The 26,893-nt window shown below is 69.3% G+C and carries 25 protein-coding genes; 7 read left to right on the plus strand and 18 right to left on the minus strand.

Going from position 1 to position 26,893, the window contains the following annotated elements:
• Positions 1–52: 52 nt before the first annotated feature.
• The 4 genes from ACWEIJ_RS16445 to ACWEIJ_RS16460 are packed head-to-tail and all read right to left on the minus strand — an operon-like array spanning position 53 to position 3,588.
• The gene (locus ACWEIJ_RS16445) at positions 53–1,261 is read right to left on the minus strand and encodes an NAD(P)/FAD-dependent oxidoreductase (RefSeq protein ID WP_449837998.1); all 1,209 of its coding nucleotides are present in this window, start codon (positions 1,259–1,261) and stop codon (positions 53–55) included.
• A 1-nt stretch (position 1,262) separates the two neighbouring features.
• The gene (locus tag ACWEIJ_RS16450) at positions 1,263–2,030 is read right to left on the minus strand and encodes an SDR family NAD(P)-dependent oxidoreductase (protein ID WP_449837999.1); all 768 of its coding nucleotides are present in this window, start codon (positions 2,028–2,030) and stop codon (positions 1,263–1,265) included.
• A 9-nt stretch (positions 2,031–2,039) separates the two neighbouring features.
• Positions 2,040–2,363: a 2Fe-2S iron-sulfur cluster-binding protein gene (locus ACWEIJ_RS16455; protein ID WP_449838000.1), complete on the minus strand. Its 324-nt coding sequence runs from the start codon at positions 2,361–2,363 to the stop codon at positions 2,040–2,042.
• Between the two features lie 13 nt (positions 2,364–2,376).
• Positions 2,377–3,588 carry a cytochrome P450 gene (locus tag ACWEIJ_RS16460; protein WP_449838001.1) on the minus strand — a complete coding sequence of 404 codons (1,212 nt, stop codon included), beginning with the start codon at positions 3,586–3,588 and terminating at the stop codon, positions 2,377–2,379.
• A 217-nt stretch (positions 3,589–3,805) separates the two neighbouring features.
• On the opposite strand from ACWEIJ_RS16460, the gene ACWEIJ_RS16465 reads away from it, so the two are divergent.
• Complete coding sequence (locus ACWEIJ_RS16465) at positions 3,806–5,014, plus strand: cytochrome P450 (RefSeq protein WP_449838002.1); 1,209 nt, start codon at positions 3,806–3,808, stop codon at positions 5,012–5,014.
• Between the two features lie 19 nt (positions 5,015–5,033).
• Positions 5,034–6,053: an MDR family NADP-dependent oxidoreductase gene (locus tag ACWEIJ_RS16470; RefSeq protein WP_449838003.1), complete on the plus strand. Its 1,020-nt coding sequence runs from the start codon at positions 5,034–5,036 to the stop codon at positions 6,051–6,053.
• 47 nt (positions 6,054–6,100) lie between these two features.
• On the opposite strand, the gene ACWEIJ_RS16475 is transcribed toward ACWEIJ_RS16470, so the two are convergent.
• The 4 genes from ACWEIJ_RS16475 to ACWEIJ_RS16490 all read right to left on the minus strand — a co-directional run bounded on the left by ACWEIJ_RS16475 (position 6,101) and on the right by ACWEIJ_RS16490 (position 11,106).
• On the minus strand, positions 6,101–7,246 hold the full coding sequence (locus ACWEIJ_RS16475; RefSeq protein WP_449838004.1) for a winged helix DNA-binding domain-containing protein: 1,146 nt from the start codon (positions 7,244–7,246) through the stop codon (positions 6,101–6,103).
• Between the two features lie 35 nt (positions 7,247–7,281).
• Positions 7,282–8,403, minus strand: coding sequence for an epoxide hydrolase family protein (locus ACWEIJ_RS16480; RefSeq protein ID WP_449838005.1), 1,122 nt, complete (start codon positions 8,401–8,403; stop codon positions 7,282–7,284).
• A complete protein-coding gene (locus ACWEIJ_RS16485) occupies positions 8,400–9,557 on the minus strand; it encodes a nucleotide disphospho-sugar-binding domain-containing protein (protein WP_449838006.1) in 1,158 nt (385 codons plus the stop codon). Before ACWEIJ_RS16485 ends, ACWEIJ_RS16480 begins: the two co-directional genes overlap by 4 nt.
• A 76-nt stretch (positions 9,558–9,633) precedes the next feature.
• Positions 9,634–11,106, minus strand: a complete 1,473-nt coding sequence (locus ACWEIJ_RS16490) for an MFS transporter (protein ID WP_449838007.1) — start codon at positions 11,104–11,106, stop codon at positions 9,634–9,636.
• A 196-nt stretch (positions 11,107–11,302) separates the two neighbouring features.
• On the opposite strand from ACWEIJ_RS16490, the gene ACWEIJ_RS16495 reads away from it, so the two are divergent.
• The gene (locus tag ACWEIJ_RS16495; protein ID WP_449838008.1) at positions 11,303–11,899 is read left to right on the plus strand and encodes a malonic semialdehyde reductase; all 597 of its coding nucleotides are present in this window, start codon (positions 11,303–11,305) and stop codon (positions 11,897–11,899) included.
• A gap of 76 nt (positions 11,900–11,975) precedes the next feature.
• Here the strand turns inward: ACWEIJ_RS16495 and ACWEIJ_RS16500 are convergent, their stop codons facing one another.
• The 4 genes from ACWEIJ_RS16500 to ACWEIJ_RS16515 all read right to left on the minus strand — a co-directional run bounded on the left by ACWEIJ_RS16500 (position 11,976) and on the right by ACWEIJ_RS16515 (position 16,583).
• On the minus strand, positions 11,976–13,184 hold the full coding sequence (locus ACWEIJ_RS16500) for an acyltransferase family protein (RefSeq protein ID WP_449838009.1): 1,209 nt from the start codon (positions 13,182–13,184) through the stop codon (positions 11,976–11,978).
• A 152-nt stretch (positions 13,185–13,336) separates the two neighbouring features.
• Positions 13,337–14,185: a superoxide dismutase gene (locus tag ACWEIJ_RS16505; RefSeq protein ID WP_449838010.1), complete on the minus strand. Its 849-nt coding sequence runs from the start codon at positions 14,183–14,185 to the stop codon at positions 13,337–13,339.
• On the minus strand, positions 14,182–15,147 hold the full coding sequence (locus tag ACWEIJ_RS16510) for a Gfo/Idh/MocA family protein (RefSeq protein ID WP_449838011.1): 966 nt from the start codon (positions 15,145–15,147) through the stop codon (positions 14,182–14,184). Before ACWEIJ_RS16510 ends, ACWEIJ_RS16505 begins: the two co-directional genes overlap by 4 nt.
• 2 nt (positions 15,148–15,149) lie before the next feature.
• The gene (locus ACWEIJ_RS16515) at positions 15,150–16,583 is read right to left on the minus strand and encodes an NDP-hexose 2,3-dehydratase family protein (protein ID WP_449838012.1); all 1,434 of its coding nucleotides are present in this window, start codon (positions 16,581–16,583) and stop codon (positions 15,150–15,152) included.
• A gap of 130 nt (positions 16,584–16,713) precedes the next feature.
• Here ACWEIJ_RS16515 and ACWEIJ_RS16520 point away from each other — a divergent pair, with 130 nt between their 5' ends.
• Positions 16,714–18,120 (plus strand): MFS transporter, encoded by a 1,407-nt coding sequence (locus ACWEIJ_RS16520; protein WP_449838013.1) that lies wholly within the window; start codon positions 16,714–16,716, stop codon positions 18,118–18,120.
• A gap of 18 nt (positions 18,121–18,138) precedes the next feature.
• Positions 18,139–19,557 carry an alpha/beta fold hydrolase gene (locus ACWEIJ_RS16525; protein ID WP_449838014.1) on the plus strand — a complete coding sequence of 473 codons (1,419 nt, stop codon included), beginning with the start codon at positions 18,139–18,141 and terminating at the stop codon, positions 19,555–19,557.
• 61 nt (positions 19,558–19,618) lie between these two features.
• Here the strand turns inward: ACWEIJ_RS16525 and ACWEIJ_RS16530 are convergent, their stop codons facing one another.
• Positions 19,619–20,740 (minus strand): hydrolase, encoded by a 1,122-nt coding sequence (locus ACWEIJ_RS16530; protein ID WP_449838015.1) that lies wholly within the window; start codon positions 20,738–20,740, stop codon positions 19,619–19,621.
• Between the two features lie 35 nt (positions 20,741–20,775).
• Entirely contained in the window at positions 20,776–21,198 is a 423-nt protein-coding gene (locus ACWEIJ_RS16535) for a nuclear transport factor 2 family protein (RefSeq protein WP_449838016.1), read from the minus strand.
• 155 nt (positions 21,199–21,353) lie between these two features.
• Here ACWEIJ_RS16535 and ACWEIJ_RS16540 point away from each other — a divergent pair, with 155 nt between their 5' ends.
• Entirely contained in the window at positions 21,354–21,839 is a 486-nt protein-coding gene (locus ACWEIJ_RS16540) for an SRPBCC domain-containing protein (protein WP_449838017.1), read from the plus strand.
• Between the two features lie 74 nt (positions 21,840–21,913).
• On the opposite strand, the gene ilvN is transcribed toward ACWEIJ_RS16540, so the two are convergent.
• The 3 genes from ilvN to ACWEIJ_RS16555 are packed head-to-tail and all read right to left on the minus strand — an operon-like array spanning position 21,914 to position 24,761.
• Complete coding sequence (gene ilvN, locus ACWEIJ_RS16545) at positions 21,914–22,183, minus strand: acetolactate synthase small subunit (protein WP_449838018.1); 270 nt, start codon at positions 22,181–22,183, stop codon at positions 21,914–21,916.
• 7 nt (positions 22,184–22,190) lie between these two features.
• Positions 22,191–23,909, minus strand: coding sequence for an acetolactate synthase large subunit (locus ACWEIJ_RS16550; protein ID WP_449838019.1), 1,719 nt, complete (start codon positions 23,907–23,909; stop codon positions 22,191–22,193).
• Between the two features lie 36 nt (positions 23,910–23,945).
• Positions 23,946–24,761, minus strand: a complete 816-nt coding sequence (locus ACWEIJ_RS16555) for an AfsR/SARP family transcriptional regulator (protein ID WP_449838020.1) — start codon at positions 24,759–24,761, stop codon at positions 23,946–23,948.
• 346 nt (positions 24,762–25,107) lie between these two features.
• Here ACWEIJ_RS16555 and ACWEIJ_RS16560 point away from each other — a divergent pair, with 346 nt between their 5' ends.
• A complete protein-coding gene (locus tag ACWEIJ_RS16560; protein WP_449838021.1) occupies positions 25,108–26,145 on the plus strand; it encodes a sensor histidine kinase in 1,038 nt (345 codons plus the stop codon).
• Between the two features lie 4 nt (positions 26,146–26,149).
• Here ACWEIJ_RS16560 and ACWEIJ_RS16565 read toward each other — a convergent pair whose 3' ends face one another.
• Positions 26,150–26,755, minus strand: a complete 606-nt coding sequence (locus ACWEIJ_RS16565) for a response regulator transcription factor (RefSeq protein ID WP_449838022.1) — start codon at positions 26,753–26,755, stop codon at positions 26,150–26,152.
• Between the last annotated feature and the right edge of the window lie 138 nt (positions 26,756–26,893).

Consider the following 26,893-nt stretch of genomic DNA (forward strand, 5'->3'; position numbering starts at 1 on the left):
CGCAACGACTTCGGCCCCCTCGATCAGCGAGGGGGCCGAAGTCGTTGCGGGGTCAGGCGGCAGCGGCGCCGCCCTGCACGTACGTGCGGAGGTCGAAGCCGGGAGAAGCGACGACGTCGGGGGAAATGTTGCCGTCAGCGGAAAGCAGCCGCCGGGCCATCATGTAGTCGGCGGGCTTGTTGACCGCCTCCACGCCGAGCAGCCGGTCACCGCGGAAGCAGAAGACGGAGAACCGCCCGCCTTCCGGATCACCGGTGACGACGGTGTGGTCGTGACCGTCGACGAGCCCGGCGATCTGCAGCCGCACCGCGTACTGGTCGCTCCAGAACCACGGCAGGCCGGTGTACGGCTCGGCCGAACCCATGATCGACGCCGCGACGCAGGTGGCCTGGTCGGTGGCGTTCTGCACGGACTCCAGCCGGATGCGGCCGCCGGCGCGCGGACTGGAGAACCGCGCGCAGTCGCCGATCGCGTAGATCGACGGGTCGTCGGTGCGCAGGTGCGCGTCGACCACGATGCCGTCGTCCACGGTCAGCCCGGCTCCGGCGGCGAGCTCCGTGTTCGGGACGACGCCGATGCCCGCGACGACGAGGTCCGCGGGCAGCAGGGTGCCGTCGCCGAGCTCGACCACGCCGGGGCGCACGGACTTCACCTGCGTGCCGAGCACGATCCGGACGCCGGACCGCTCGTGCACGGAGACGACGTGGGCCGCGGTGAACGGGGTGACCGCGCGCGCCATTGCGCGCGGCAACGCTTCCACGACCGTGACGTCGTGGCCCTGTTCGTTCGCCACTGCGGCGAATTCCAGCCCGATGAACCCGGCACCGATGACGACGACCCGCGAAGGTCCGTCCAGGCGCGCCCGCACGGCGTCGACGTCGGCGATGGTGCGCAACGAGAACGTGCCGGGCAGCGTGCGCGGGGCGGCTCCGGTGGCGAGCACCAGATCACCGAACCCCAGCGTGCGGCCGGAGCTCAGCACGACGACGCGCGCGGCCCGGTCGATCACGGCGACGGGATCGTCCAGCACCAGTTCGACGTCGTTGGCCTGGTAGTAGGACTCCTCGCGCAGCAGGAGTCCCTCGACGTCGGTCTTGCCGGCCAGATACGCCTTCGTCAGCCCAGGACGCTGGTACGGCGCGACGGATTCGGCACCGACGACCGTGATCGGGCCGCGGTGCCCCTGCTCGCGCAGGGCCACCGCCACCTGACCTCCCGCGTGGCCGGCACCGACGACGACCACTGACGACTCGGCGGCCATCTCAGTAGTTCCCCAGCCCGCCGCACACGTTGAGCGCCTGTGCGGTGATGGAGGACGCGGTGTCGGTCACCAGGTAGGACACGAGCCCGGCGACCTCCTCCGGCGTGGAGTAGCGGCCCAGCGGGATCTTCGCGTTGAACTTCTCCTGCACGTCCTGCTCGGTCACGCCCCAGTAGTCGGCGTACCCCTGGCGGACCCGGCTCGCCATCGGCGTCTCGACGTAACCCGGGCACACCGCGTTGACCGTGATGCCGGTCTTCGCGAGCTCCAGGCCGACCGCCTTGGTGAAGCCGATGACGCCGTGCTTGGACGCCGAGTACGGCGCGGCGAGCACGACGCCCTGCTTGCCTCCGGTGGACGCGATGTTGATGATCCGCCCCCACGAGCCCTTGAGCATCTCGCCGGTGCTCAACACCTCCTTGGTGACGCGGAAAACGCTGTTGAGGTTCGTCTCGACGACGTCGAGCCAGAGGTTCTCGTCCAGCGCCGCGGTCTCACCGCCTCCACCACGTCCCGCGTTGTTGACGAGGACGTCGATGCGGCCGAAGCACGCCACGGCCTTGGCGACGGCGGCCCGAACGTCCTCTGTGGACTTCACGTCGCACGCCGCGCCGTCGGCCTGGTAGCCGTCCTCGCGCAGCTGCTTCACCGTCGAGGACACGTTCTCCTGGTTGCGCGAGACGACGAACACCGGTTTGCCCTGCGCGGCGAGGGACTGCGCGACGGCGAGGCCGATACCGCTCGTGGCGCCCGTGACGAAGGCGGTCATGCTCTTCTCCTAAATCTGCTTCTCGGGCACGTGCACCACGAGCCCGTCGACGTCGTCGGACACCGGGATCTGGCAGCTGAGCCTGCTGTTGTCCAGACGCGGGCTGGCCGTGCAGTACAGCAACTCGTCCTCGACCGCGTGCATGGCGGACAACGGCTTGGTGTTGTCCTTGTCGATGTAGACGTGGCAGGTGCCGCAGGACGCTCCCCCGCCGCACTCGGCGACGATGCCGGGCACGCCGTTCAGCTTGGCGCCGCGCATCACCGAGTCGCCGTCCTTGACGTCGACGATCGCCGAGGTTCCGTCGGGCTGGATGTAGGTGATCTTGGCCATGTTGGCCCCCTTCTCATGCGTCCCAGGTGACCGGGAGCTCCCACAGGCCGTAGATGACTGCGCCTTCCTTGCGCGGGATCTCGTTGAACGGCTTCGCGAGACGCAGGCTCGGGATGCGCTGGAACAGCGTCGTCCACACGATCTGCATCTCCAGCCGCGCGAGGTCGGCGCCGATGCAGTGGTGCAGGCCGTAGCCGAACCCGAGGTGCTTGCGGGTGCCGCGTTCGAGGATCAGCTTGTCCGGCTCCGGGAAGACCTCCGGGTCGCGGTTGCCCGCGAGACCCAGGCACAGGATGCCGTCGCCCTTGCGGATCACCTTGCCGGCGATCTCGATGTCCTCGAGCGCGACGCGCGGGATCGCGGTGTCACCGATGGTCGCGATGCGGACCAGTTCCTCGACCGCCGGGTCGATCATGCCCTCCGGGTCGTCCAGCAGCAGCTTCAGCTGGTCCGGGTTCTCCAGCAGGCACGCGGTGCCGAGCGAGAGCATGCTCGCGGTGGTCTCGTGGCCGCCGTTCATCAGCAGGCGGATCATGTTGAACAGGTCGCGCTTGGTGTACTCCTCGCCCGACGCCGCGTACTCGGCCATCGCCCGGCTGAGCAGGTCGTCACCCGGCTCGCGTTCCTTGATCGCGATCAGGTCGTTGACGTAGGCGTTCACCTCGACGATGGCCGCCTGCCGCTGCTCCGGCGTGCTGTGCCCGCCGAGCAGGCAGGTGCCGTGCTTGATGAAGAAGTCGTGCTCGTCGTGCGGGATGCCGAGCAACTCGCAGATCACCGTCATCGGCACCGGGAGCGAGAACTCGTGGTGGAAGTCGACCACGGGCCCCTTCTCGAGAAGCTTGTCGATGTGGTCGTTGACGATCTCCACGATGCGCGGCCGCAACCGCTTCACCTGGCGGTTGGTGAACGTCACCGCCGCCTTGCGTCGGGTCGTCGTGTGCTCGGGCGCGTCGTAGCCGATGAACGACGTCTCCGTGCGGAACTCCGGCGGCGCGATGAAGTAGAACGGGAAGTTGTCGTGCTTGCGGGACGCGCTGATCCGCGGATCCGTGAGGATCGTGCGGATCGTGTGGTAGCCGGTGATCGTCCAGATCCTCAGGCCCGACCCCGTCAACGTCACCTGCGAAACGTCTTCCTCGATCATCTTCTCGTACTGCGCGGGAGGAGTGAACGGGCACTGACGCTTGTAGGGAAACGTCTCCTCGGCCTCTGTGCCTGACACGGCGGCACCTGTGGTCATGGCTTGTCCTCCTGGTCGGGTAACGCGAGATTTCCACCGCTGCCTGGAAGTGAGCCGGAACACTGCTCGAAGACGACCGGACGCGTTCGAGTGGCGGACGAGGTCGCTTCGAGAGCGTGTGACGAGGCTTCGGAACGCGCCGTGCGCCCGCCGGCCACGTGCGGATCAACGCCGGCAAGAAATCCCGGAGGTGTTCGAGTTGGTCGCTCCAGAGGTGGCACTCACGTTCCCGTTCCCCGGTTCGACCTACCTCGGCCCTGACCCCGAATACGCGCGGATGCGCGCCGAGTGCCCGGTGGCGCCGGTCGCGCTGCCCGACGGCAGGCAGGTCTGGCTCGTGACGCGGTACGAGGACGTGAAGGCGGCGTCGACGGACCCGCGCTTCAGCCGCGCCGAGACGTTCCACCGCGGCGTCGAACCGTTCCCCGGCATGTCGCTCGTGCCGCCGGAGATGATCATCTCGACGGACCCGCCGGTGCACAGCAGGTTGCGCAGGCTCGTGATGAAGGTCTTCACCGCGCACCGCATCGAGGAGATGCGCCCGCACATCGAGAAGGTCGTCGAGAGCCTGCTCGACGACCTCGAGGCGGGCGAGCGGCCGGCGGACCTGGTCGCGACGCTCACCACCCCGTTGCCGCTCACGGTCATCTGCGACCTGCTGGGCGTGCCCGCGGCGGACCGCGGCCGGTTCCACGGCTGGGCCAGGCAGTTCGCCGCCGTCGGCGGACCGCCGGAGCAGATCCAGGAGGGCATCGCCCGGCTGAGCCAGTACATCGCCGAGCTCATCGAGGCCAAGCGGGAGAACCCGGCCGACGACCTGCTGTCGGCGCTGATCACCGCGCGCGACGAGGACGACCAGCTCACCGAGCAGGAGCTCGTCGTGTTCGGCTTCACGTTGCTGGGCGCGGGTTTCGACTCCTCCGCGAGCCAGATCGCGAACTCCGTGCTGGCACTGGTCGAGCACTTCCCCGACCAGTGGGAGCTGCTGTGCGAGCGGCCGGAACTGATCCCCGGCGCGGTCGACGAGCTGCTGCGCGTGGTGAACCTCTTCGGCACCGACACGACGGGCTTCCCGCGCATCGCCACCGAGGACGTCGAGATCGGCGGCACCGTGATCCCGGAGGGGGCGTTGGTCCTTTTCGGACTCACGTCGGCCAACCACGACGAGACGGTCTTCCCCGACCCCGACCGCGTCGACGTGACCCGCGAGGCACGCAGCCACGTCGCGTTCGGCCACGGCATCCACCGCTGCCTGGGCGCGCAGCTCGCGCGCACCGAGCTGCAGGTCGCCCTGACCGGCCTGGTCCGCCGCTTCCCCGGTCTGCGCCTCGCCGTGCCGGAGTCGTCACTGCAATGGCAGCAAGGCGATGTCAACCACACCGTGCTCTCACTTCCCGTCACCTGGTGACCGTTCAAGGAGATCTCCGATGACCGACTACACGATTCCGGCGACGGGCAAGGAAGTGCGGCTCGTGTCCTATCCGGACGGTGACGTCCGCGCGGACGACTTCACCGTGATCGACGCCGCGGTGGCCGAACCCGGCGACGGCGAGGTCCTGGTGCGCAACGAGTGGCAGTCGCTCGGCACCGGGGCCCGCGAGCTGCTGGTGCAGGACACCACCGTACCCCTGCCCACGTTCAAGATCGGCGAGCCGATGTGGGGCCGCATGGTCGGCACCGTGGTGAAGTCCAACAGCCCGGCGCTGGCCGTCGGTGACCTGGTGGAGAACTTCTACGGCTGGCGCGAGTACGCCACCGGGCCCGCCGAGTCGTTCCTCCGGCGCGACCGCGGCCAGCTGCCGTCCCCCGAGTACTTCCTGTCGAACGGGCCGACCGCGTGGCTCGGCATGGCGGACATGGCCGGCGTGGGTGAGGGCGACGTCGTGTTCGTCTCCGGGGCCAGTTCCGGTGTCGGGTCGCTGGCGGGGCTGATCGCCAAGGCCCGCGGCGCCAAGAAGGTCATCGGCAGCGCCGGCAGCAAGGCCAAGTGCGACTACCTGGTGAACGAGCTCGGCTTCGACGCCGCGTTCGACTACCACGACGGCCCGGTGATCGAGCAGCTCGCGGCGCTGGCGCCGGAAGGCATCACGGTGTTCTTCGACAACGTGGGCGGCGAGCAGTTCGAGGCCGCGGTGCTGCTGGCCGCACCGTTCGCCCGGTTCGCGTTGTGCGGTGCGCTGTCCGGGCAGCTCGGGGTCGGCGACGGAGCCCAGCCCCGGTTGAACCTGCTGGCCGCGATTCCGAAGCAGCTGCAGCTGCGGCCGTTCGCGTGCTACCACACGCCGGATCAGCTCGACGGCTGGAACAAGCAGTTCGGGCAGTGGCTGAGCGAGGGGAAGATCTCGTTCCCGCACACCGTCGTCGAGGGCGGGGTCGCCGCGCTGCCGGAGACCTTCGTCGCGTTGCTGAACCGGAAGTACAGCGGTACCACCGTGATCCGGCTCTAGTGGAGAAACGACAGAGGGGCGCCCGGTCCGGGCGCCCCTCTGTCGTTTCAGCGGTTCGGCAGGATCCGCACGTCGAAGGACTCGCCCTTCGGGAAGGCGAACTCCAGCAGGGCGCGGCCTTCCTTCTCCAGCACCCCGGAGTCCTTCTTGGACACCTTGGTGAACGGCTCGGCCACGAGCGTGTAGGACTTCTTCTCCTTGTCCACCCGCCAGATGCCCTGCAGCAGGCCGCCGATGAGGAGGTTGCCGCGCAACACGCCGCCGCGCACCGTCATCATCAGGCCGTACCGGCGGCACCACTCGGCGAACGACCAGCCCTCCGGGATGATCCGCTCCCTGTTGGCGTGCGAGAGCAGCACGTTGTCGAACTCCGGCAGATACCTCGGCGGAGCGGCCACCCCGGCGTCGGGCAGCTCGCCTTCCGGGACGTCGAACAGCTCCTTGCCGTTCTCGTCCAGGTACACCCGCAGGGTCGGCCGGATGCGGTCGACGACCTCGTTCAGCTTCGTCAGGCCGCACCAGGCCTGGACGTCGTTGACGCTCGCCGGCCCGAACGCGGCCAGGTAGCGGCGGATCATCGTCTCCACCGACGGCGCGGGGTCGAGCGGCCTGCCCAGCCACGTGGTCGCGGACGCGTGGATCGTGCGGCTCGTGCCGCCCCAGGTGCCGCGAGGCGGGATCTGCACCAGTGCGGCCAGGTTGCGGACGGCGTAGGCCAGCGTGTCCGGTTTGCGGTCCGGCCATTGCTCGTGCAGGGCCCGGCCGAGATCGGCGGGCGTCCGCGGTTGCTCGTCCAGCAGCTTCAGCCCGGCCGCGACGACCGCGTCCAGGTCGAGGCCCTTGACGACCGCACCATGGCTCGAGTTCGTGTAGAGGTCCCGGTCCAGCACCTGTTTCATCAGCGGGCGCAGCGTCATGCAGTCGTCCGGCGTCACCAGGTGGATCGTCGACCGCATCAGGGCCGTGCGCACCAGCTCACGTTCGGCGACCATTGTGGACAGTCGTTCCGGCCGATACCCGGCCAGCCTCGACCACAGGCCGACGTAGGGGCCGATCGGGATCTGCGCGTGCATGCCCACCAGGTGCTCGACCACGTCCCGTTCGGGGAGGTCGTGCCTGCGCAGGAGGTACTGCCGGGACAGCAGAGCACGGTTGAGCGTGCGGGCGCTCAACCGTGCCGTGGCCACGTTCATGCGGTGGAATCCTTCCAGAGGTTCAGCCCGGAAATCTAACGCAGCTCCCGGAAGAACTCGCGCAGTTCGTCGATCAGCACGCCCGGCTGTTCGACGGCCGGGAAGTGGCCGCCTTCGGCCAGGTCGCGCCAGTACCGCAGGTCGGTGAAGCGCTTCTCGCACCACGCGCGGGGCACCCAGGAGTTCTTCGGGAAGATCGAGCAGCCCGTCGGCACGTGGACCTGGTCGACCGGCACCTTCTGGTAGCTCTCCCAGTACAACCGCGCGGACGACGCCCCGGTGCCCGCCAGCCAGTGGCCGGTGACCGAGTCGAGCAGGCGGTCCCGCGGGATCGCCTGGTCCAGGTCGCCGTCGTGGTCCGCCCACTCCCAGAACTTCTCCGCCACCCAGGCCGCCTGCGCGGCGGGCGAGTCCGCGAGGCCGTAGCCGAGGGTCTGCGGGCGGGTCGACTGGATCGCGGCGTAGCCGGAGCCGTTCTGCCACATCGAGTACGCGACGCCGAGCCTGGCCTGGTCCGCCTCGTCCAGCTCGACGGGCTCCTCCGGCTTCGGTGCCACCGGCATGGTGAGGTGGATGCCGGTCAGGCGTTCCGGGTGGCGGATCGCGAGGGTCGCCGTCGTGTACGAACCCCAGTCGCCGCCGTGCGCCGCGAACCTGTCGTAGCCGAGCCGGGTCATCAGTTCGGCCCACGTGTCGGCGATCTTCGGGATGTCCCAGCCGGTGGTGACGGGTCGTTCGCTGAAACCGTAGCCGGGCAGTGACGGCACGACGACGTGGAACGCGTCCGCCGGGTCGTCGGGGTCGGCCAGCGCGTCGATGACGTCGAGCTGCTCGACGACCGAACCCGGCCAGCCGTGGGTGATCAGCAACGGCAGCGCGTGCTCGTGCTTCGAGCGGACGTGGATGAAGTGGATGCCGAGGCCGTCGAAGTCGGTGCGGTACTGGGGGAACGAGTTCAGCCTCGCCTCGGTGGCCCGCCAGTCGTACTTGTGCAGCCAGTACTCGCAGAGCTCCTTGGCGTAGGAGAGCGGCACGCCCTGCGACCAGTCACCGACGGTCTCCGCCTCCGGCCACCGCGTGCGGGCGAGCCGGTCGCGCAGGTCCTGCAGCGCTTCCTCCGGCGTCTCCACGCGGAACGGTCGCACCTCGGCGCTCATGCCCTTCCTCCCCCGGCGACCAGCTTCTCCAGCAGAGTGAGCACCTCGATCGGCAACGGCAGCGCGTGGATCTCCCTGGCGAGCTCCTGCGACTTCAACCGGTACGAGGGGTTGGTCAGCAGCTCGCGAACGGCCTCCGCGCACCGTTCCGGCGTGTCCTCGCCGCGGGGGATCGTCAGCGCCGCGCCGTAGTCGGTCCAGCGCTCGGCCGGGGCGACGGTGTGCATCAGGGTCGGCACCAGCAGCTGCGGCACGCCGGCGTTGGTCGCGGTCATGCTCGTCACGCCACCGCCGTGGCTGACGATCACGTCGCAGGTGGGTGCCAGCACGTCGAGCGGGATCCAGCCGATGCGCACGCCCGGCAGCTCGTCGCGCAGGTCGGCGGCGATCGACTCCGGTGCGGCGACGACGATCTCGGCGTCGACGGACTTCAGGTTCTCGTACATCTCGCGCAGCAGCCCGCCGTACTGGCCGCGGGCGACCTTGCCACCCGCCTGGCTGCCGGCGGTGATGGCGACGCGGCGCTTGCCGGACCTGGTGTACATCCACGGTTCCAGCCGCTTCTGCTGGTTGCCGGGGATCCAGCGCATCATCTGCGCGGGCACCGAGTCCGGCGGCCGCAGGCTCGGCGGGCAGATGTCGATCCACAGGTCGGGTTCCGGCAACGCGTCGAGCCCGAGCTCGTCGAGTTCCGGGCGCAGCACCTGGTTCGCGCCGAAGTCCATTTCGGTCGGTGCGGCCGGGTCCCACGCGTGCCGGACGAACGGGATGCCGTACCGCGTGCAGATCAGGCCCGCCGCGTAGGACAGCATGCCGGCCACGACCAGATCGGGCCGCCACGCCTCGACGAGCGCGGTCAGTCTCGGCAGGCTGTGCACGCCGAGGCGGGCGAAGCCGCGGCCGGCGAACCGCATCTCCTCGACGGGCTCGTGCGGCAGCGCGAGCTTGCTGCCGTCGCGGTCGGTGAACATCCACTCCGGCGGGGTGACGTCGGTGACGGGCACGGCGGGCAGGCCGGCGCCGGCGACGTAGGGGAGCATTTCCTCACTGGAGGCCATGAAGACCTCGTGGCCCGCGTTGCGCGCGGTCTGCGCGAGCGGAGCGAGCGCGAACACTGTCGCCGGGCTTCCACCGGCCAGGAACAAGATCTTCATGGCTCCTCTTCACGTGCGCGAACGACGGATCGGTGGAAGGCCTGGGACGCCAGGCCTTCCACCGAGTGGGCACCGATCAGACGGCCGGGGTCTCCAGCTGCTCCTCGGCGGCGCGCTTGGGCAGCGCGAACGTGAGCAGGAGGATCACCGCGACCAGTCCGAGCGTGCTGTACAGCGCGGGCTGGAACGCCGTCGCGAACTTCTCGGCCGTGGTGCCGGTGGCCGAGTCGAGCGGGGTGAGGAAGACGAACGACACCAGCGCGATGCCGAACGCGAGGCCGAGCTGCTGCATCGTGTTGATGACACCGGAGGCCGACCCCGCGTGCTCGTGCGGGACGTCGGTCAGCGCGAAGACCGTGATGGGCGGGGCCACCAGGCCGAAGCCGAGACCGATGATCGCCAGCGGCATCAGCATCTGCCAGGTGCTGACCTCCGGGCCGAGCACCAGGAGGAAGACGCCGAGGCCGGCCGCGGCCACCACGGCGCCGATCTGCAGCACCGTCCGGCCGAACTTCTGCACCAGCACCGTCACCGACATGCCCGAGGTGATGAACGCGCCGACGCAGAACCCGAGCGCGGTCAGACCGGCGTGCAGCGCCGTCCAGCCCAGGCCCATCTGCATGAACAGGTACCAGGCGAGGAAGAACGCACCGGTGAACATGAACAGGCCGAGCTGCAGCGCGTTGCCGGCGGCGAAGCTGCGCGCCTTGAACAGGCCGAGCGGGACGAGCGGCGCGTCGTCCTTGCGCTCCTTGGCGCGCTCGAACGCGATGAACGCGACGAGCAGCACCGCGGACGCGCCGAGGGACCAGAACGTCCACGCGGGCCAGCCGAGCTCGTGGCCGAGCGTGAGCGGGTAGAGCAGGGTGACGACGAAGCCCATGGCGAGCACGACGCCGAGCACGTCGAGCTTGGTCTTCTTCTCACCCCTGGACTCGGTGATGTACTTCCACCCCGCGACCAGGCCCAGGACGCCGATCGGGACGTTCATCAGGAACACCGGGCGCCAGCCGAGCCCGAACAGGTCGGCCTGCACGACCACGCCGCCGATCAGCGGCGCGACGGTGGCCGCGAGACCACCGATGATGCCGTAGATGGCGAACACCTTGCCGCGCTCACCGGAGCTGAACGTGACGTGGATGATCGAGAGGACCTGGGGCACCATCAGACCCGCCATCGCACCCTGCAACAGGCGCGAGGCGATCAGCACCTCGGGGTTCACGGCGATGCCGCACAGCAGTGACGCCACCACGAAGCCGACCACACCGGTCTGGAAGATCCGCTTGCGGCCGTAGATGTCGCCGAGCCTGCCGCCGGTGATCAGCATCAGGGCGAACGCGAGCACGTAGCCCGCCGAGATCCACTGGATGGAGGAGTAGCTCGCACTCAGTGTTCGCTGGATCGACGGAATGGCCACGCTGACGACGTTGCCGTCGAGCATGTCCATGAACACCGCCACGAGCAACGTGACGAGCGCGAACCAACGGGCTCGGTCGCCGGCGGGAGTCGCCTCCCGCGACGTCACCTGCCTGGCTTCGGTCGTGGTCATGTGAATCTCCTCTGTGCGGCTGGCCGCATGAAGACAGTTGTCTGCCACCTGAGGGTCACCCTCCGCACTCGAACCGCGCTCGAGCCGAGACGGCCCGATTCCCGCTCTAGCACCGCTCGAGAGGCCGGCTGGATCGTGGGCGCGAAAACCTGACGGACTGACGTCTGTCCACGATTCAGAACTGAGAGGGACCGCGATGGCCAATCTCGCGATCGATTCAGCAGCCCAGGACATTCTCTTCCGCGAGGCGCACTCGGCCCACAGGTTCACCGACGAGCCGGTGTCGGACGAGGCGATCAAGACGATCTACGACCTGATCAAGTACGCACCGACCTCCATGAACATGCAGGCACTGCGTGTTGTACTCGTCCGGTCGGACGACGCTCGCGAGCGCCTGGTCCGGCAGATGATCGACACCAACAAGGAGAAGACGGCCACCGCGCCGCTCGTCGCCATCGTCGCCGCCGACCTCGACTTCCACGAGGAACTGCCCCGCCTGTTCCCGCACTTCCCGCAGGCGAAGGACATCTTCTTCGCCCAGCGCGACGACCGGGTGCCGCACGCGGTGAGCAGCGCGACGCTGCAGCTGGGCTACTTCATCGTCGGCGTGCGGGCCGCCGGCCTCGGTGCGGGCCCCATGGCGGGGTTCGACGTCGAGGGTGTCAACAAGGAGTTCTTCGGCGACGGCAAGCACCACGCGGTCTGCGTGATGGTCATCGGCAACCCGGCCGAGGACGCCTACTACCCGCGGCTGCCGAGGCTGGACTACGACGAGGTCTTCACGACCGTCTGAGGGAACGTGAGCCGGGCCGCCTCCCGAGAGTTCTCGTGAGGCGGCCCGATTCGTGTGCGCTGAACAGGCACCGGCGTCAGGACACGAGCTGTTCCTCGGCCTGGGCGGCCTTGGCCGCTCTGGCCGCCGCCCGTTCCCGCTTCTCCGCCGCGCCGGCCGACCACCGCACCATCGCCGGCTGCTCGACGAAGCGGAACGTCAGGTAGGCGACCCCGAGCGAGACGAGGAACGCGCCCGCCAGGAACAACACCGCGACCGGCGTGCTCCAGGTGGGCCCGGCGAGCCCGCCGTACGGACCGGGTTGCACCCCGAAGGCCCGGTGCGCGTTCTTCAGCACCAGGTCGTGCACCAGGTAGAAGCTGAACGTCAGGTCTCCCAGGAAGAACATCTTCTTCCCGTTGACCCACGTCTTGCGCCCCTTGATGTCCGCGGCCGCCGCGGCGGGCACGAGCAGCGCGATCGGGATGATCATCGAAGCCGCGTAGTTGTACAGGAAGCTCCACGGGGACAACGTGGTGAGCGCGTACCCGACGATCGTCAGCACCATCGCGCCGACCAACGGGAAGCCGATCCAGCGCCCGGTCATCACGATCCGCGCGAGCAGCATGCCGACGAAGAACTCGAGCAGCCGCACCGGCGGGAACAGGTAGACGAACCAGATCTGCGTCCACGACGCGCCAGGGCCCCAGATCCACTGCGGCGTGCTGGGCAGGAACGTCTTCGACACCAGCGGCATCAGGATCACCAGTGCGACCGTGGCGATCACGGCCAGCCACAGGCGGTTCTCCCTGATCCTGCGGGCCAGGAAGATCAGCGCGGGGAACGTCAGGTAGTAGAGCAGATCGACCGACAGCGACCAGCTCACGCCGTTCGCGCTGTCCAGGAAGGAGTTGTCGGGGATCCAGGCCTGCACCAGGAAGAGGTTCGCGAGCGACTGCCAGATCCCGACCTGCGCGCCGAACGCGATCAGCGAGACGATCGCGATCGTCCACGTCACGACGTGCACGGGCACGATGCGCATGAGCCTGCGGCGCAGGAACCTCGGCGTCGTGTCGTTCGGCCGGTAGGACCAGGTCAGCACGAAACCGCTGAGCACGAAGAAGAACGAGACGGCGGCCGACGCACCGCTGGTGAGCCAGATGTAGATGCCGCCCACGGTCTGGTCGGAGAAGACGAACGAGATCGCGCCGTGGAACGCGAACACGAGCAGCGCCGCGACGAAACGCATGCCGTGCAGGGACGGGAGCTTGGGTGGCGCCTTGGTTGTCTCGGTTGTCTCGGACACGGTGGATCACCTTTCGGTACGGCGACGCGGCACTGAGAAGAGATTCGTCCCAATGTCACCGGAGTCCACTCGCGACTGTCTTGAACTGCGAAAGAGCGCGCACAGCGAGGAGCCCCCGCCGGGTGGGGCGGGGGCTCCTCGCCGGACACCGGCTACCCGCGCGGGAACACCACCGCGGTGTAGGGCGTCGTCGGCGTCGCTTCCGTGGTGATGCGGGAGTTGACGACCACGAGGTGGTCGTCGTACGCGGCGACGGCGGTCGGGATGTCGAACTCGTGCAACGAAATCCGCTCCACCACCACGCCCTTGCCGCCGCTGGGATCGAGTTGCACGACGACCATGGTGTTGTCCATGCCGAGGGTCACGTAGAGCGTCATGCCGGAGCGCAGCATCCCGTCACCGCTGGGGAGAACGGCTCCCGCGAGGTCGACCCTCGTGGTGACCCCGGTCGCCGGGTCGACCCTGAACAGCCCGCCGGTGCTGGCCTGGACCACGAGCAGCCCCGAGCCGTCCGGAGTGGTCGTGATGCCGCAGATGTTGAAGCCGTCGGTGTAGACGAGATCGCCGGAGAGGGTGAGCGTCTCGACGGCGTCCGCACCGGGAAGCTCCCCGTCCGGCCCGATCGGGAGACGGTAGAGCACGGGGTTGAACGAGTCGGTGAACCACGCGGCGTCGTCGGTGAGGATCACGTCGGCGACCACGGTGGGATGTGTGCGCGCCAGCTGGTAGGAGGCGAGCAGCTCACCGGTCTCCGCGTCGACCACCTTGGCGTCACCGCGGAAACAGCCCGCGACGAACAGCCTGCCCCTGCGGTCGAGCTGCAACCCTCCCGCCTGGCCTCCGCCGCCGGCGCTGACCGTGCGCCCGGTGCCGTCGCGCAGGTCCACCGAGTGGATCGCGCCGTCCTCCAGCGAGCCGAAGTACGCGACGGGTTCGGTGCCGATCGCGAGCGACTCCGGCCGGAAGCCGTCCGGGAGCGCGAGTGTCCTGCGAGCGATCATGGTTGGGGGATCCTTTCGGGATCGGCGGCGCGACGGACGTCGTCCAGCAACCTGGCCAGGGCCACCGGATCGGCGGCTCGTTCTTGCTCGCCCGGGGCGTGCACGGCGGCCGCGAAGGACTCGACCGCGTTGCCGTACTGGTCGTCCGGCGCGAGCACGACCTGCCGCACGCCGTCGCGGCCGGTGAGCCGGGCGGGAGGCGCGAGGTCGGCCGGTGGTGCGAAGGCACGGTCCACAGCGACCGCGCCCGCACTCCCCCACAGCTCGTAGCAGCTGCGGTAGGAGTGCTCCATGCCGAACGTGAGCTGCGCGGTGACGCCGTCCGGACGGGCCAGCAGCACCGCGCCCGCCACGTCGACACCGAGCTTCTCGTCGACGCGCAGCCGTGCGCCGACGACCTCAAGCTCGTTGCCCAGGAACAGTTGTGCGGTGCGCAACGGGTACACGCCGAGATCGAGCAACGCCCCACCGCCCAGGTCGCGCCGGTGCCGGAAGTCGCCGGCGGGGCGCGGCGGCACGGTGAACGCGGCGGTGAGCCCGACGAGCTCGCCTTCCAGCAGCGTGAGCGCCTCGGCGTGCTGGCGGTGGAAGGAGAACATGAAGTTCTCCCGCAGCACCAGGCCCTTCTCCGCCGCCAGCTCGGTCAGCCGGACCGTCGAGGCGAGATCACCGGTCAACGGCTTCTCGGCGAGGACGTGCTTTCCGGCCAGCAACGCACGTTCGACCCACTCCGCGTGCAGCGCCACGGGCAGCGGGACGTACACGGCGTCCACATCGGACCGTTCCAGCACCGCCTCGTACCCGGCGACCGCGGCACAGCCGTAGGGCTCCGCGGCCGCCTTCGCCTTCGCCAGGTCACGGCTCGCGACGACCACCACCTCGACGGCGTCCGACGCCGCGAACGCGGGCAGCATCCGCCGCCGTGCGATGTCCGCACACCCCAGCACCCCGATGCGCGGCACGGTCAGCCGATCGCGTTGACGCAGGCGATCAGCGTGCGCGCCTGGGAGTTGACGTACTGGCCGTGCCGCAGCAGGTCCGTCATCTGGCCGACGGTCAGCCACGCGTAGCCGGGAGGCGGGTCGGCGGCGATCTCGCCGTCCGCCTCCACGACGAGGTAACGGGTCTCGGCCTCGTAGAACCGGCCGCCCTCCTCGGCGTGCACCGCCTCGTACCGGATCTTGGACTTGTCCGCCTGCAGCACGGTGTCCAGGAACAGCGGCGCCTTGGCGTGCTGGTAGTTCCACGGCACGCACTGCACGGTCGGGCCCAGCTCGATCACGTCGATGAAGCCGCCCTCCATCCGTGCCTGCGCCAGCACGTGCAGCACCCCGCCGAACTCGCGGACGACGAACGCGGCGATGCCCACGCCGTGCGGCTGGAACAGCGGCTGGCTCCAGCCGGTGACCTCACGGCTGCCCGCCTTCACGTCGATGCCGATGACCCGGAAGAACCTGCCGTCCTCGCGAGCGATCTCCTTGTCGGTGCGCTGCCAGTTCGGCACGTCGTAGAGCGGCACGCGGGTGATGTCGAGGTCGTAGGTGGAGCGCTCGACGGTGAACCAGCTCAGCACCTCGCTGTTGGCGTGCAGCGCGCCCTTGTCCGGGTCGCGGGACGCGGCAAGGGCGGCGCGGAACGCGTCGGGCTGCGCGGTGTGGTCCTGTTCGGGTTGCGGCAGGCACGACAGCACCGACCTGGCCGGCATGTTCACCACGTTGTCCCGCTTGACGAGCTCGTTGACCTGACCGAGGGTCAGCCAGCAGAAGTCGTCGCCGACCTCGATGTCGCCCTCGATCTCCACGACCATGTTGCGGTTGCGCTTGCGGTAGAACCACGCACCGCACTCGGACTGCAGGACGTCCAGGATCACGCGGGTGCCCTGCCTGCCCGCGAAGTAGTCGAGGTAGCGCACCGGCGAGCCCTTGTGCACCTGGCTGTAGTTGCTCTTGGTCGCCTGCACGGTCGGCGAGAGCTGCAGCAGGCCGGGGTTGCCCGGCTCCATCTTGGCCTGCATCAGGCAGTGCAGGACGCCGTCGAACTCCTTGACCAGGATGCCGAGGATGCCGACCTCGGGCTGGTTCATGATCGGCTGGTGCCAGACGGGGAACTGGTCGTCCTTCGACCGCACCCGCAGTCCCTCCACGCTGAAGAACTTGCCGCTCTGGTGGACCAGGTTGCCCGTCTCGGTGTTGAACAACCAGCCCTTCATCTCCTGGAAGGGGATCTGGCTGACCTCGAACGAGTACGCGTCGGCACGTTCGGCGAGCCAGCCGTCGAACTCGTCGGTGCGCATCTGCGCACCACGGTCGGTCGCCGCGGCGGACAGCGCGAGCCGGGCGGGCAGCCCGCGGTCCTCCCGCTGCGTCAGTGTGGTCAGCTGTCGTTCCTGGGCAGTCACGTGGACACCTCCGCCTGATGACGTTCGCCGATGCCGAGGGTCCGATCGGCCGCTAGAGCGGCGGGACAGCGCGAGCGGAACGATCCGCGCTCAAGAGACGCACCACCGATGGTCGGCAAGGTGCGGTCGCATGACTGCTCAGCTGACGCGGCCGACCGCCGCCACCCGGCTCGGACTGGTGCTGGCCGCCTGTTGCCTGGGCCAGTTCATGGTCGTGCTCGACGCTTCCGTGGTGAACGTCGCCCTGCCCAGCATCGCGGCCGAACTGCACTTCGAGGTGCACGACCTCCAGTGGGTGAACAACGCCTACGCGATCGCGTTCGCGGGCTTCCTGATGCTGGGCGGCCGGCTCGCGGATCTGCTGGGGCAACGCCGGATCTTCCTCGCCGGTGTCGGGCTGTTCACGCTCGCGAGCAGCGTCGGCGGCCTCGCGGGCGATCCCGTGACGCTCGTGCTCGCCCGCGCGTTCCAGGGACTCGGCTCTGCGGTGATGGCGCCCGCCACGCTCACCGTGCTCAGCACGACGTTCACCGATCCCGGCGCCCGCGCCAGGGCGTTCGGTCTGTGGAGCGCGGTGTCCGGTGCGGCGGGCGCGATCGGGGTGCTGCTCGGCGGCGTGATCACCGAGTGGTTCTCGTGGCGGTGGATCCTGCTGATCAACGTCCCGATCGGCGTGGTGCTGCTCGCCGGGGTGTGGTGGGCGGTGCCCGAAACCCCCGGCAGGCGGCAGAAGCTCGACGTGCCCGGCGCGTTGCTGGTGACCGCGGGACTGCTGGCGCTCGTCTCCGGCATCTCGGGCAAAGCGCCGTACGCGGCACTCGCCGGGGTGCTGCTGCTGGGGATCTTCCTCGTGCACCAGGCGAAGTTCGCCCCGCAGCCGCTGGTACCGCTCGGCATCTTCCGCACCCGGTCGGTGTGGTCGGCCAACCTGGTGGCGTTCTTCGGCATCGCGGCGTTGTTCAGCACCTTCTACTTCTTCACGCTGATCGCGCAACAGGTGCTGGGCTACAGCCCGTTGCAGACGGGGCTGAGCTACCTGCCGTTGTCCGCGGGCATCGCGATCGCCGGCTGGCGCGTCTCGTCCGTCGTGCCGCGCACCGGACCTCGTCCGATCGTGCTGATCGGGCTCGCGCTGTCCTGCACGGGCCTGCTGTGGCTGTCCACTGTGGACGAGCACGCCACGTTCGCCGGGCACCTGCTCGGGCCCGCGCTCCTGCTGGGGTCCGGCATGGGCATGGTCCTCAACGCGACGACGAACGCCGCCACGTCGGGACTGCCGCGAGAGCAGGCGGGTCTCGCCTCGGGGCTGCTCAACACGACGCGGCAGCTCGGCAGCGCGCTCGGCCTGGTGACGCTCGCGACGATCTCCGCCACCCGCATCGACTCCGAAGGCGGGCACGGCACGCACGCGCTCGTCTCCGGGTACGGCCTCGCGGTGTTCGGCGCGGCGGTGTTCACCGCCGCCGGGTTCGCCGCCGCGGTGATGGTGCCGCGTTCGAGGGCGGCTCGAGGCGCCGGCGAAACGCTGAACACCTGACAAGACCGGAGGATTGTGGTGACAACCAGCGAGTTCTACGCACAGCGGCCGCGATGGTCGGCAGACGGGGACGGCGTCGAGTCCGCGATCGTCGAGGTGCCGCGCGACTACGCCGATCCCGGCGGCGAGCGGATCGAGATCGCGGTCACCAGGCGCCGCGCGCAGGACCCCGCGCGCCGCCGCGGCATCCTGCTCTCCGTCAACGGGGGTCCCGGCGGTGACTGGGGACTCGGCCGCGACCTGGCGGGCAAGTTCGCGGACACGCCCGTGCACGAGGTCTACGACCTGATCGGGTTCGACCCGCGCGGCACCGGCGAGTCGACCAGGCTCCACGCCGAGGTGACCGTCGCCAAGGCACCCTTCGACTCGCGACCGCCGGACTCGGCGTTCGACGCGCTGGCCGAGGACATGCGCCTGCGCGAGCTCGGCTGCGAACGCGGCGGCGGCGAACTGCGCCGGCACATCAGCACCCGCAACACCGCGCGGGACATGGACGTCATCCGCGCGGTGCTCGGTGAGGACCGGCTGAGCTTCGTCGGCTACGCCTACGGTGCGTACGTCGGCGCCGTGTACGGCAGCATGTTCCCCGAGCACCTCGACCGCACCGTGCTCGACTCGTGCGTGCACCCCGGCTGGACGTGGCGCGAGCAGTTCCTCTGGCAGGGCGACGCCGTGCAGCGCAACGTCGACCGGTGGGCCTCGTGGGTCGGCGAGCGCAACGGGCACTTCGGTCTCGGCGAGAACGCCGCCGCCGTGCTCGGCGTCGTGGAGGAAGTCGTCGCCGCGCTGGAGGTCCAGCACGACACACCACAGCCGCGCACGTTGTTCGACGGCGCCGTCGGCACGCGTGCCGGCGACCGGTCGCGGTGGGAGGAGCTCGGCAGGCTCGTCGGCGACCTGCGTGCGGCCACCCGGGCCGGCGACGCCGCGCGGTCGAACGAGCTGCTGCGGGAGCAGGGCACCTGGCGGCCGCAGGACCAGGAGGGCGACCTGCGCATCGGGGTGCTGGAGGCCATCACGCTCGAACACGAGTGGCCCTCCGACATCGAGGTCTACTACCAGGACATGCGGGACTTCCGGAAGCGCTTCCCGTACGGCTACGGCGTGCTGCGCGCCCAGCCGTGGGTCGGCGCGTTCCGCACGTTCACCGCGCCCGAGCCGCCGACCGAGATCAGCCGCGACGGCTACCCGGTCGGGCTCATCGTGCAGGCCGACGGTGACCCGCTGGACCACTACGCGGGCGGCGTCGCGATGGCCGAGCTCCTCGGGCACCACCTGATCACGGTGGAGGACTCGGGCGAGCACGAGGTCTACGCGCTCGCGGGCAACGCCGAGCTGGACGCGATCGTGCACCGCTACCTCGTCGACGGCGAGCTGCCGGCCGAACGGGTCTCCGTTCCCGGCACGGTCAAGCGCCCGGACATCCCCGTCGGCTGACTCCTCGCACGAAGAAGCCCTCCTGGACTCGGTCCGGGAGGGCTTTCTTCAGGGAGGAGTCTCAGGTGCCGAGCAACGCGGCCGGGTAGGTGCGGGCGGAGGCCGTCTCGTAGCGCAGCGCCACGTGGCTCGCGGCACCGACGACGTCACGCCAGAACCGTTGCAGCGCACCGCCTTCGCTGAGCCCGCTGGTACCGGCGGCACGGACCAGCGCGCCCACGGCCTCGACCAGCGTGTCGGCGGAGTAGGCGGCATTGCGCTCGTTGCGCGCCATCAGCTCGGGCGTGAAGGTGCGTTCGTCGAGCACCGCGGTGTTCTGCTCGACGAGCAGTCTCGCCGACTCGATCTGCGCGGACGCGCGCACCAGGTCGATGCCCGCGCTGGTGGAGAGCTTCTTGCCCGCCAGCGCGGCCACGCAGGCGTTGAGAGCGCCCCGCGCCGCACCGACCGCGGGCACGACGAACGTGAGCCCGCCGACGGCCTGGAACGGCACGTTGTGCGAAGGCACGTCCGACCAGCCGTTGTGGCCGGTCAGCATGTCCGTGCGGGCGTAGGAGAGGTGGTCCGGCACGAAGACGTCGTCCACGACCACCGAGTGACTGCTGGTCGCCTTCATGCCGACGCTGTCCCACGTCTCAACCACGGTGAAGCTCTTGCGCGGCAACGCGAAGAACCGCGCCTCCGGCTCGCCGCCGGTGGCCACCATGCCGCAGAGCAGGGCCCATTCCGCGAAGTCGGCACCGCTGACGTAGGTCCAGCGCCCGCTCAGCCGGTGCCCTCCGTCCACTGTGGACGCCTTACCCATCGGCGGTTGACCGGTGACCACGAACGTGTCCGCGCTCGCCCCCCAGATCTCCTGGTGGCCCTCGGCGGGCAGGTGCGCGGCGAACCGCGAGGACAGCGCGGCGAGCGAGGCGCACCAGGCCGTCGACGCGCAGGCCTCGCCGACGATCTGCACCGCACGGGAGAGCTCGGTGAAGGTCCCCTGGCTGCCGCCGAGGCCGGCGGCGACGAAGTGCCGGGCGAACCCCGCGTCCCGCAGGGCCTCGACCACCTCCGGCGCGAGCCTGCGGTCGCGGTCGGCGGCGCCCGCGTGCTCGGCGGCGAGTAGACGGACCTTCTCGGCCACCGGCACGAGCCCGGTGTCCGGCTCGGCCCCTGCCGGATCAGTCCCTGCAGACATCTGACACCTCCTGGAAGCGGTTTGTCCCGACGCGATCAGATGGCGACCGGCAGGTCCCGGTGAATCGTGCGCGACTTGGTGAGGAGCTCGCCGTCGACGCGCACCAGCACGTCCTCGATGGCGAAGGTCGGCTCGAAGTCGACCTTGCCGTCCGCGGTGGTCCGCGTGACGAGCGAGCAGTAGGTCACGTTGAGGGTGTCCTCGTCGACCTCTTCGATCAGGTAGTGGTCGTTCCAGTGCCGGACGGCCACGCCCTTGTAGCGCGGCAGCGCGTGCTTCGCGCCGGCGATGAGCGCGGCACGGCCCTCGACCTTCTCGCCGCGGTGGGCGTGGTCGGTGACGCCGTCCTCGGTGAACGTCGCGGCGTAGCCCTCGACGTCCAGCCGGTCCAGCAGCCGCATCTGCCGTGCGTAGAAGGTCTGCACCTCGAAGTAGATCTGCGCGCTGACGTTGGGCACGACGGGCTCCTCCCGATCCGGTGGTCGCCCACCACAGTGCTCACCAGGACTGGAAACGCGGTGGAGCGCCGGACAAACCCGCTCGATCGGCGTTCGACCCGATGTCCAGACGAACCGGAAACCCTTGCCGGGAAACCGAATCGCAGGGAGGGTCCATGTCCAACGACGTTCGGGACGTCGCCAAGTCCGTCGTGGTGCACGCCACGATCGACCAGGCCTTCACGATCTTCGCGGAACGGCCGCTGGAGTGGTGGCCGGAGAAGCACGTGTTCGTCGAGGACCGCCAGGCGATCACGATCGAGCCCCGCGTCGGCGGCCGCTACTACGAGCGCGGTGCCGATGGCGAGGAGATCGCGTGGGGCACCATCACCGAGTGGAACCCTCCCCAGCGCCTCGTCATGACGTGGCGCGTAGGCCCCTACTGGCAGCCCATCCTCGACGACGAGAAGGCGAGCTTCATCGAGGTCGACTTCGAGGAGGTCGGCCCCGGCACCACGAAGGTGACGCTGACGCACGCCCAACTGCACCGCCACGGCGAGATCGCGCAGAGCATCCACTCCGCTCTCGACGGTCCGAGCCCTGGCGAGACGCTGGAGAAGTACGCGGAGGTCGTGGCGAAGTACGTCCCCCAGCCGGCCTGATCAGCGCACTCCAGCACGAAGCCCCGCGGCTCACGTCGAGCCGCGGGGCTTCTTTCTCGTACCGGCCGATCGGCTCAGGCGCTGATCTGGTCCATGTTCACAGCGGGGGTCACGTCGACGACGCGGACCACGTCCACCAGGCGGCTCAGCTGCTTGACGAGCTGGTCCACCACGCGTTCCGCGCGCAGGCCCACGACGACGTCCACCCGGAACAGGTCACCGTGGCCCGCCCGGTCGAAGCCGAGCGACTCGACCTCGACTCCGCGCGTCGAGAACATCACCACCACGCGAGCCAGCACACCAGGCTTGTCGCGCACCAGAATCATCAGCTCGTGCCTCGTCATGGCCATGTCATTCCTCGCAGAAGTCGCTGTCGAAGAGCGGCCTGATCCCGCGTGCCGCCATGATCTTGTCGTTGCCGGTGCCCGCGGCCACCATCGGCCACACCTGGGCGTTCTCGCCGACGACGAAGTCGACGACGACCGGCACGTCGTTCACCGCCATGGCCTCGCGCACGACGTCGTCCACGTCCTCTTCGGACTCGCAGCGCAGGCCGACGCAGCCGAGCGCCTCGGCGAGGCGGACGAAGTCGGGGATCCGCCGGGTGTGCGTGCCGAGGTTCGTGTTGGAGTAACGGCCGCCGTAGAACAGGTTCTGCCACTGCCGGACCATGCCCAGGTTGCCGTTGTTGATCACGGCGACCTTGATCGGGATGTGCTCCAGCGCGCACGTGGCGAGCTCCTGGTTGGTCATCTGGAAGCAGCCGTCACCGTCGATCGCCCACACCTGCCGGTCCGGCGCGCCGCACTTGGCCCCCAGCGCGGCCGGCACCGCGAAGCCCATCGTGCCGAGGCCTCCCGAGTTGAGGAAGGAGCCCGGCCGCTCGTACTTCACGTACTGCGCGGCCCACATCTGGTGCTGGCCGACGCCGGCGGTGTAGATCGCCTCCGGGCCCGCGAGCGCGCTGATGCGTTCGATCACGTACTGCGGTGCCAGCGCGCCGTCCGCGGGCCGGTCGTACCCGAGCGGGAACGTCTCGCGCAACGCGTCCAGCTCGGCCCACCAGTCGCGCAGGTCGCCGACGCCGTGCACGGCGGAGATCAGCGCGGCCAGCACGTCCCGGCAGTCGCCGACGATGCCCACGTCCGCGCGGCGGTTCTTGTTGATCTCGGCGGGGTCGATGTCGGCGTGGATGACGCGGGCGTCCGGCGCGAACTCCTCCAGCACGCCCGTGACGCGGTCGTCGAACCGGGTGCCGAGGGCGATCAGCAGGTCGGACTTCTGCAGTGCGGCGACCGCGGCGACCGTGCCGTGCATGCCCGGCATGCCCAGGTGCTGGCGGTGCGAGTCGGGGAACGCTCCCCTGGCCATCAGCGTGGTGACGACCGGGATGCCGGTCAGCTCCGCGAAGTCCAGCAACGCGGCGGCGGCGCCGGAGCGGATCACGCCGCCACCGACGTAGAGCACCGGACGACGTGACGACGCGATCAGGCCGACGGCGCGGTCGACGTCGGCGGAGGACGGCGCGGCACGGCGGTACGCGGGCGGTTTCGCGTCCCGGTAGGTCGTGCGGGCGACCTGGACGTCCTTCGGGATGTCGACCAGCACCGGGCCCGGCCGCCCGCTCGCCGCCAGGTGGAACGCCTCCGCGATCACCTGCGGGATGTCGGCCGCGTCCGTGATCTGGAAGCTGTGCTTGGTGATCGGCAGCGTGATGCTGTTGATGTCGGCTTCCTGGAAGGCGTCCGTGCCGATCACCGGCCGGGCCACCTGGCCGGTGATCGCCACGATCGGAACGGAGTCCATGTAGGCGTCCGCCAGCGGCGTGACCAGGTTGGTCGCCCCCGGCCCCGACGTCGCCATGCACACGCCGACCCGGCCCGTCGCCTGTGCGTAGCCCGCCGCCGCGTGCCCCGCGCCCTGTTCGTGGCGCATCAGCACGTGCCGGATCTTCGTGGACTCGAACAGCGGGTCGTACACCGGCAGGATCGCGCCACCGGGGATGCCGAAGATCACCTCGCAGTCGACCGCCTCCAGTGCCCGGATGAGAGCCTGTGCACCTCTACCCACGTCTTCCGCCCTTCTCCGAACTCGTACCGAGACCTGCTATCCGGCGAGCTGCCGCTGGAGGTCGGAGTCGGAGATGTGCGAGTCGAGCGACGGGTCGGTGTTGAGGATCGCCCGCTGCAGGCGGCGCAACCGGTCGGACGGCTCAAGACCGAGCTCGCCGATCAGCGTGTCGCGCAGCGTCTGGTAGACCTCGAGCGCCTGCCACTGCCTGCCCGAGCGGTACAGCGCGAGCATCTGCTGTCCGCACAGGTTCTCGTGCATCGGGTGCTGCGCGGTCAGCATGGACAGCTCGCTGAGCAGCGACTGGTGCCTGCCGAGCCGGATGTCGGCCTCGATGCGCGACTCGATCACGCACAGCTTGGCCTCGTGCAGGCGGGTGACCTCCATGGCGAGGCAGCTGCCGATCTGCACGTCGACGAGCACCGGCCCGCGCCACACGTCGATCGCCGCGCGCAGCAGCCGCGAGGCGGACTCGAGGTCGCCGATCTCCATCGCCCGCCTGCCCGCCGACGCGAGCCGGTCGAAGCTGCGGACGTCGACGTTCTCCTGCGCGACGTCGAGCATGTAGCCGCCGTAGCGGGTGACGAGCACACCCTTCGCGGCGTCGGGCTTGTCGCTCTGGATGGCGGCGTCGATCTTCCTGCGGACCTGCAGGACGTAGGTCTGCAGCGTCGTGAGGGCGCTGCGTGGAGGGGCCATCCCCCACAGCTCCTCGATGAGTGTCGGCACGGTCACGACGTGGCCCGCCTGCAGCGCCAGCATTGCCAGCAGCTGCCGCGGCTTGCTCGCGGTCGGCGTGATCGAAATACCGTTCTCACGTGCTTCCAGCGGCCCGAGAACCTTGATCTCCATTGGAGCCCTCCCCAGCAACGAGTGCGGCGGAAACTAGATGCGCACCACAAGTTCACCCGAGCCGGGGAGTGAGCCGCCACGGACCGCCACACCTGCGTGAGATGGCTGTCTACTGGTCAGAGGGTGAGGAATTCACTCGGTCGACCACACGGCCCCAAATAACTGCGCACAGTAATACCGCCTCGCAAGAGGTGAGTCCTGCTCCGGTCAGCCGAACACGCCCGTAACATTCTCAGCCGAAGAAATGAATCCGCGCAGAGGACGTGCCGTTTCCTCATGGGGGTCGAGAATGGTGCAGGCGCACCGCTCTTTCACACTTCCGGACGTCGCCAGGACGATCTCGGTCGTGGTAGGCGGACTCGGTCTCGTCGACCTCGCGCACCTGTTGCTGCAGGGGTGCGGACTGCTCCGTTCGGCGCTGGGCACGATAGATCTGGCATTAATACTCGTGATACAGCCGCTCTACTCGCGAACGGCCGCCCGGCTGCGACTTCCACTGCTCGCGCTCCAAGCGTTGTTCGTGTTCCTGCCCGTGTTGACGATCGGTCACATGTGGGTCGCCATGGCGGGAATCCTGGCGAGCAACGGATTGCGGGTGCTCTCCGATCGCACCCGCTGGTTCGCGTTCGGCGCGGTCGTGGTCCTGGCCGGTGCGGCGCAGCTGTGGCTCGGCGGGGCCGCCACCACGTCGTTCGTCGTCGTCTCGACCGCGATGACAGCGTTGGTCCTCCACGGGTTCGCTCGCGTGACCGCCGTGCGGGCGGCCGGCCAGATCGGGCGCAGGACCGAGGCGACTCGCGCCGCGGTCGCCGAGGAACGCCTGCGGGTGTCCCGGGACCTGCACGACCTGCTCGGCTACGGACTCTCCGCCATCAGGGTCAAGACCGAGTTGACCCGCAGCCTCGTCCTGGACGACCCGGAACGCGCGCTGGAGGAGCTCACCGAGATCCTCGACATCACCCGCTGCACGCTCTCCGACGTCCGCATGATCGCGCACGGCTACCGGCCGTTGTCGCTGCAGGAGGCCTCGCGGTCGGTGAAAGCACTGCTCGCGGCCGCGGAGATCGAGGTGAAGATCCGGTTCGACCACGGGCCCCTGCCGGAGCCGGTCGAGACCGCGCTCACCGCGGTCCTGCGCGAGGGCATCACCAACGTGCTGCGGCACAGCAAGGCGGGCAGCTGCCAGATCACCGTGCGCGACCGGGAACGACACATCGAACTCGACATCGTGAACGACGGAGTGACGGAACCCGGTGGCGAGGCCGGGGCCGGCGTCGGCAACATGACCGAGCGTGTCGAGAAGCTCGGCGGCCGGCTGCGCATCCACCGGCTCGGGACCGACCGGTTTCACCTGCACGTGTCCGTGCCGCTGAACGAAGCCTGAGACTTCAGAACCAGCCGGACTTCCTGGCGATCCGCACCGCGTCGACGCGGTTGCGCGCGTCGAGCTTCGCGGTCACGTTCGTCAAATAATTGCGAACCGTGCCGACAGACAGAAAAAGAGTAGCCGCGATTTCCATCGCGTCGGCACCGTCCGCCGCGAGACGAAGCACTTCGAGCTCACGTCGCGTGAGCGGGCACTCGTCGCCGTCCCACGCGGCCAGCGCGAGCTGCGAGTCGATCACCCGGCGGCCGACCGAGACGCCCCTGATCGCATCCGCCAGTTCACCGACCGGCGCATCCTTGAGGATGAAGCCGTTCACCCGCGCGTTGAGCGCCCTGCGCAGCGTTCCCGGACGCCCGAGGCTCGTGAGGATGAGCGTGCGGGTCTGCGGCGCGTTCTCGTGGATCAACGCGGCCGCGGACAGCCCGTCCATGCCCGGCAGGTCGATGTCCAGCACCGCCACATCGGGCTTATTCTCGGTAACCGCCGGCATGATTTCGTCGCCGCTCGCGACGGAGGCGACCACTTCGATATCATGTTCAAGATTCAACAGTGCGACGAGCGCGCCTCTGACCATTTGGACGTCTTCCGCGAGTAACACGCTAATCATCAAGGCCCCCCTTGCCTACCGCGTGTCCGGCCCTGAGCCGAGTTTTACACTCAGTGATGGGGCACGACAAGCAAACGCGGAGAACTTGGAGCAAGCTCGTCCAAACGCACCCGCCGTCCTCGCAGTTCAGTAATCGAC

Source organism: Lentzea sp. NPDC004789 (assembly GCF_053601075.1).

Bases quoted from the DNA above. Each gene is read 5' to 3' on its own strand.
- ACWEIJ_RS16445 (WP_449837998.1), bottom strand. From the start codon at position 1,261: ATGGCCGCCGAGTCGTCAGTGGTCGTCGTCGGTGCCGGCCACGCGGGA.
- ACWEIJ_RS16450 (WP_449837999.1), bottom strand. From the start codon at position 2,030: ATGACCGCCTTCGTCACGGGCGCCACGAGCGGTATCGGCCTCGCCGTC.
- ACWEIJ_RS16455 (WP_449838000.1), bottom strand. From the start codon at position 2,363: ATGGCCAAGATCACCTACATCCAGCCCGACGGAACCTCGGCGATCGTC.
- ACWEIJ_RS16470 (WP_449838003.1), top strand. From the start codon at position 5,034: ATGACCGACTACACGATTCCGGCGACGGGCAAGGAAGTGCGGCTCGTG.
- ACWEIJ_RS16475 (WP_449838004.1), bottom strand. From the start codon at position 7,246: ATGAACGTGGCCACGGCACGGTTGAGCGCCCGCACGCTCAACCGTGCT.
- ACWEIJ_RS16480 (WP_449838005.1), bottom strand. From the start codon at position 8,403: ATGAGCGCCGAGGTGCGACCGTTCCGCGTGGAGACGCCGGAGGAAGCG.
- ACWEIJ_RS16485 (WP_449838006.1), bottom strand. From the start codon at position 9,557: ATGAAGATCTTGTTCCTGGCCGGTGGAAGCCCGGCGACAGTGTTCGCG.
- ACWEIJ_RS16490 (WP_449838007.1), bottom strand. From the start codon at position 11,106: ATGACCACGACCGAAGCCAGGCAGGTGACGTCGCGGGAGGCGACTCCC.
- ACWEIJ_RS16495 (WP_449838008.1), top strand. From the start codon at position 11,303: ATGGCCAATCTCGCGATCGATTCAGCAGCCCAGGACATTCTCTTCCGC.
- ACWEIJ_RS16505 (WP_449838010.1), bottom strand. From the start codon at position 14,185: ATGATCGCTCGCAGGACACTCGCGCTCCCGGACGGCTTCCGGCCGGAG.
- ACWEIJ_RS16520 (WP_449838013.1), top strand. From the start codon at position 16,714: ATGACTGCTCAGCTGACGCGGCCGACCGCCGCCACCCGGCTCGGACTG.
- ACWEIJ_RS16530 (WP_449838015.1), bottom strand. From the start codon at position 20,740: ATGTCTGCAGGGACTGATCCGGCAGGGGCCGAGCCGGACACCGGGCTC.
- ACWEIJ_RS16540 (WP_449838017.1), top strand. From the start codon at position 21,354: ATGTCCAACGACGTTCGGGACGTCGCCAAGTCCGTCGTGGTGCACGCC.
- ilvN (WP_449838018.1), bottom strand. From the start codon at position 22,183: ATGACGAGGCACGAGCTGATGATTCTGGTGCGCGACAAGCCTGGTGTG.
- ACWEIJ_RS16555 (WP_449838020.1), bottom strand. From the start codon at position 24,761: ATGGAGATCAAGGTTCTCGGGCCGCTGGAAGCACGTGAGAACGGTATT.
- ACWEIJ_RS16565 (WP_449838022.1), bottom strand. From the start codon at position 26,755: ATGATTAGCGTGTTACTCGCGGAAGACGTCCAAATGGTCAGAGGCGCG.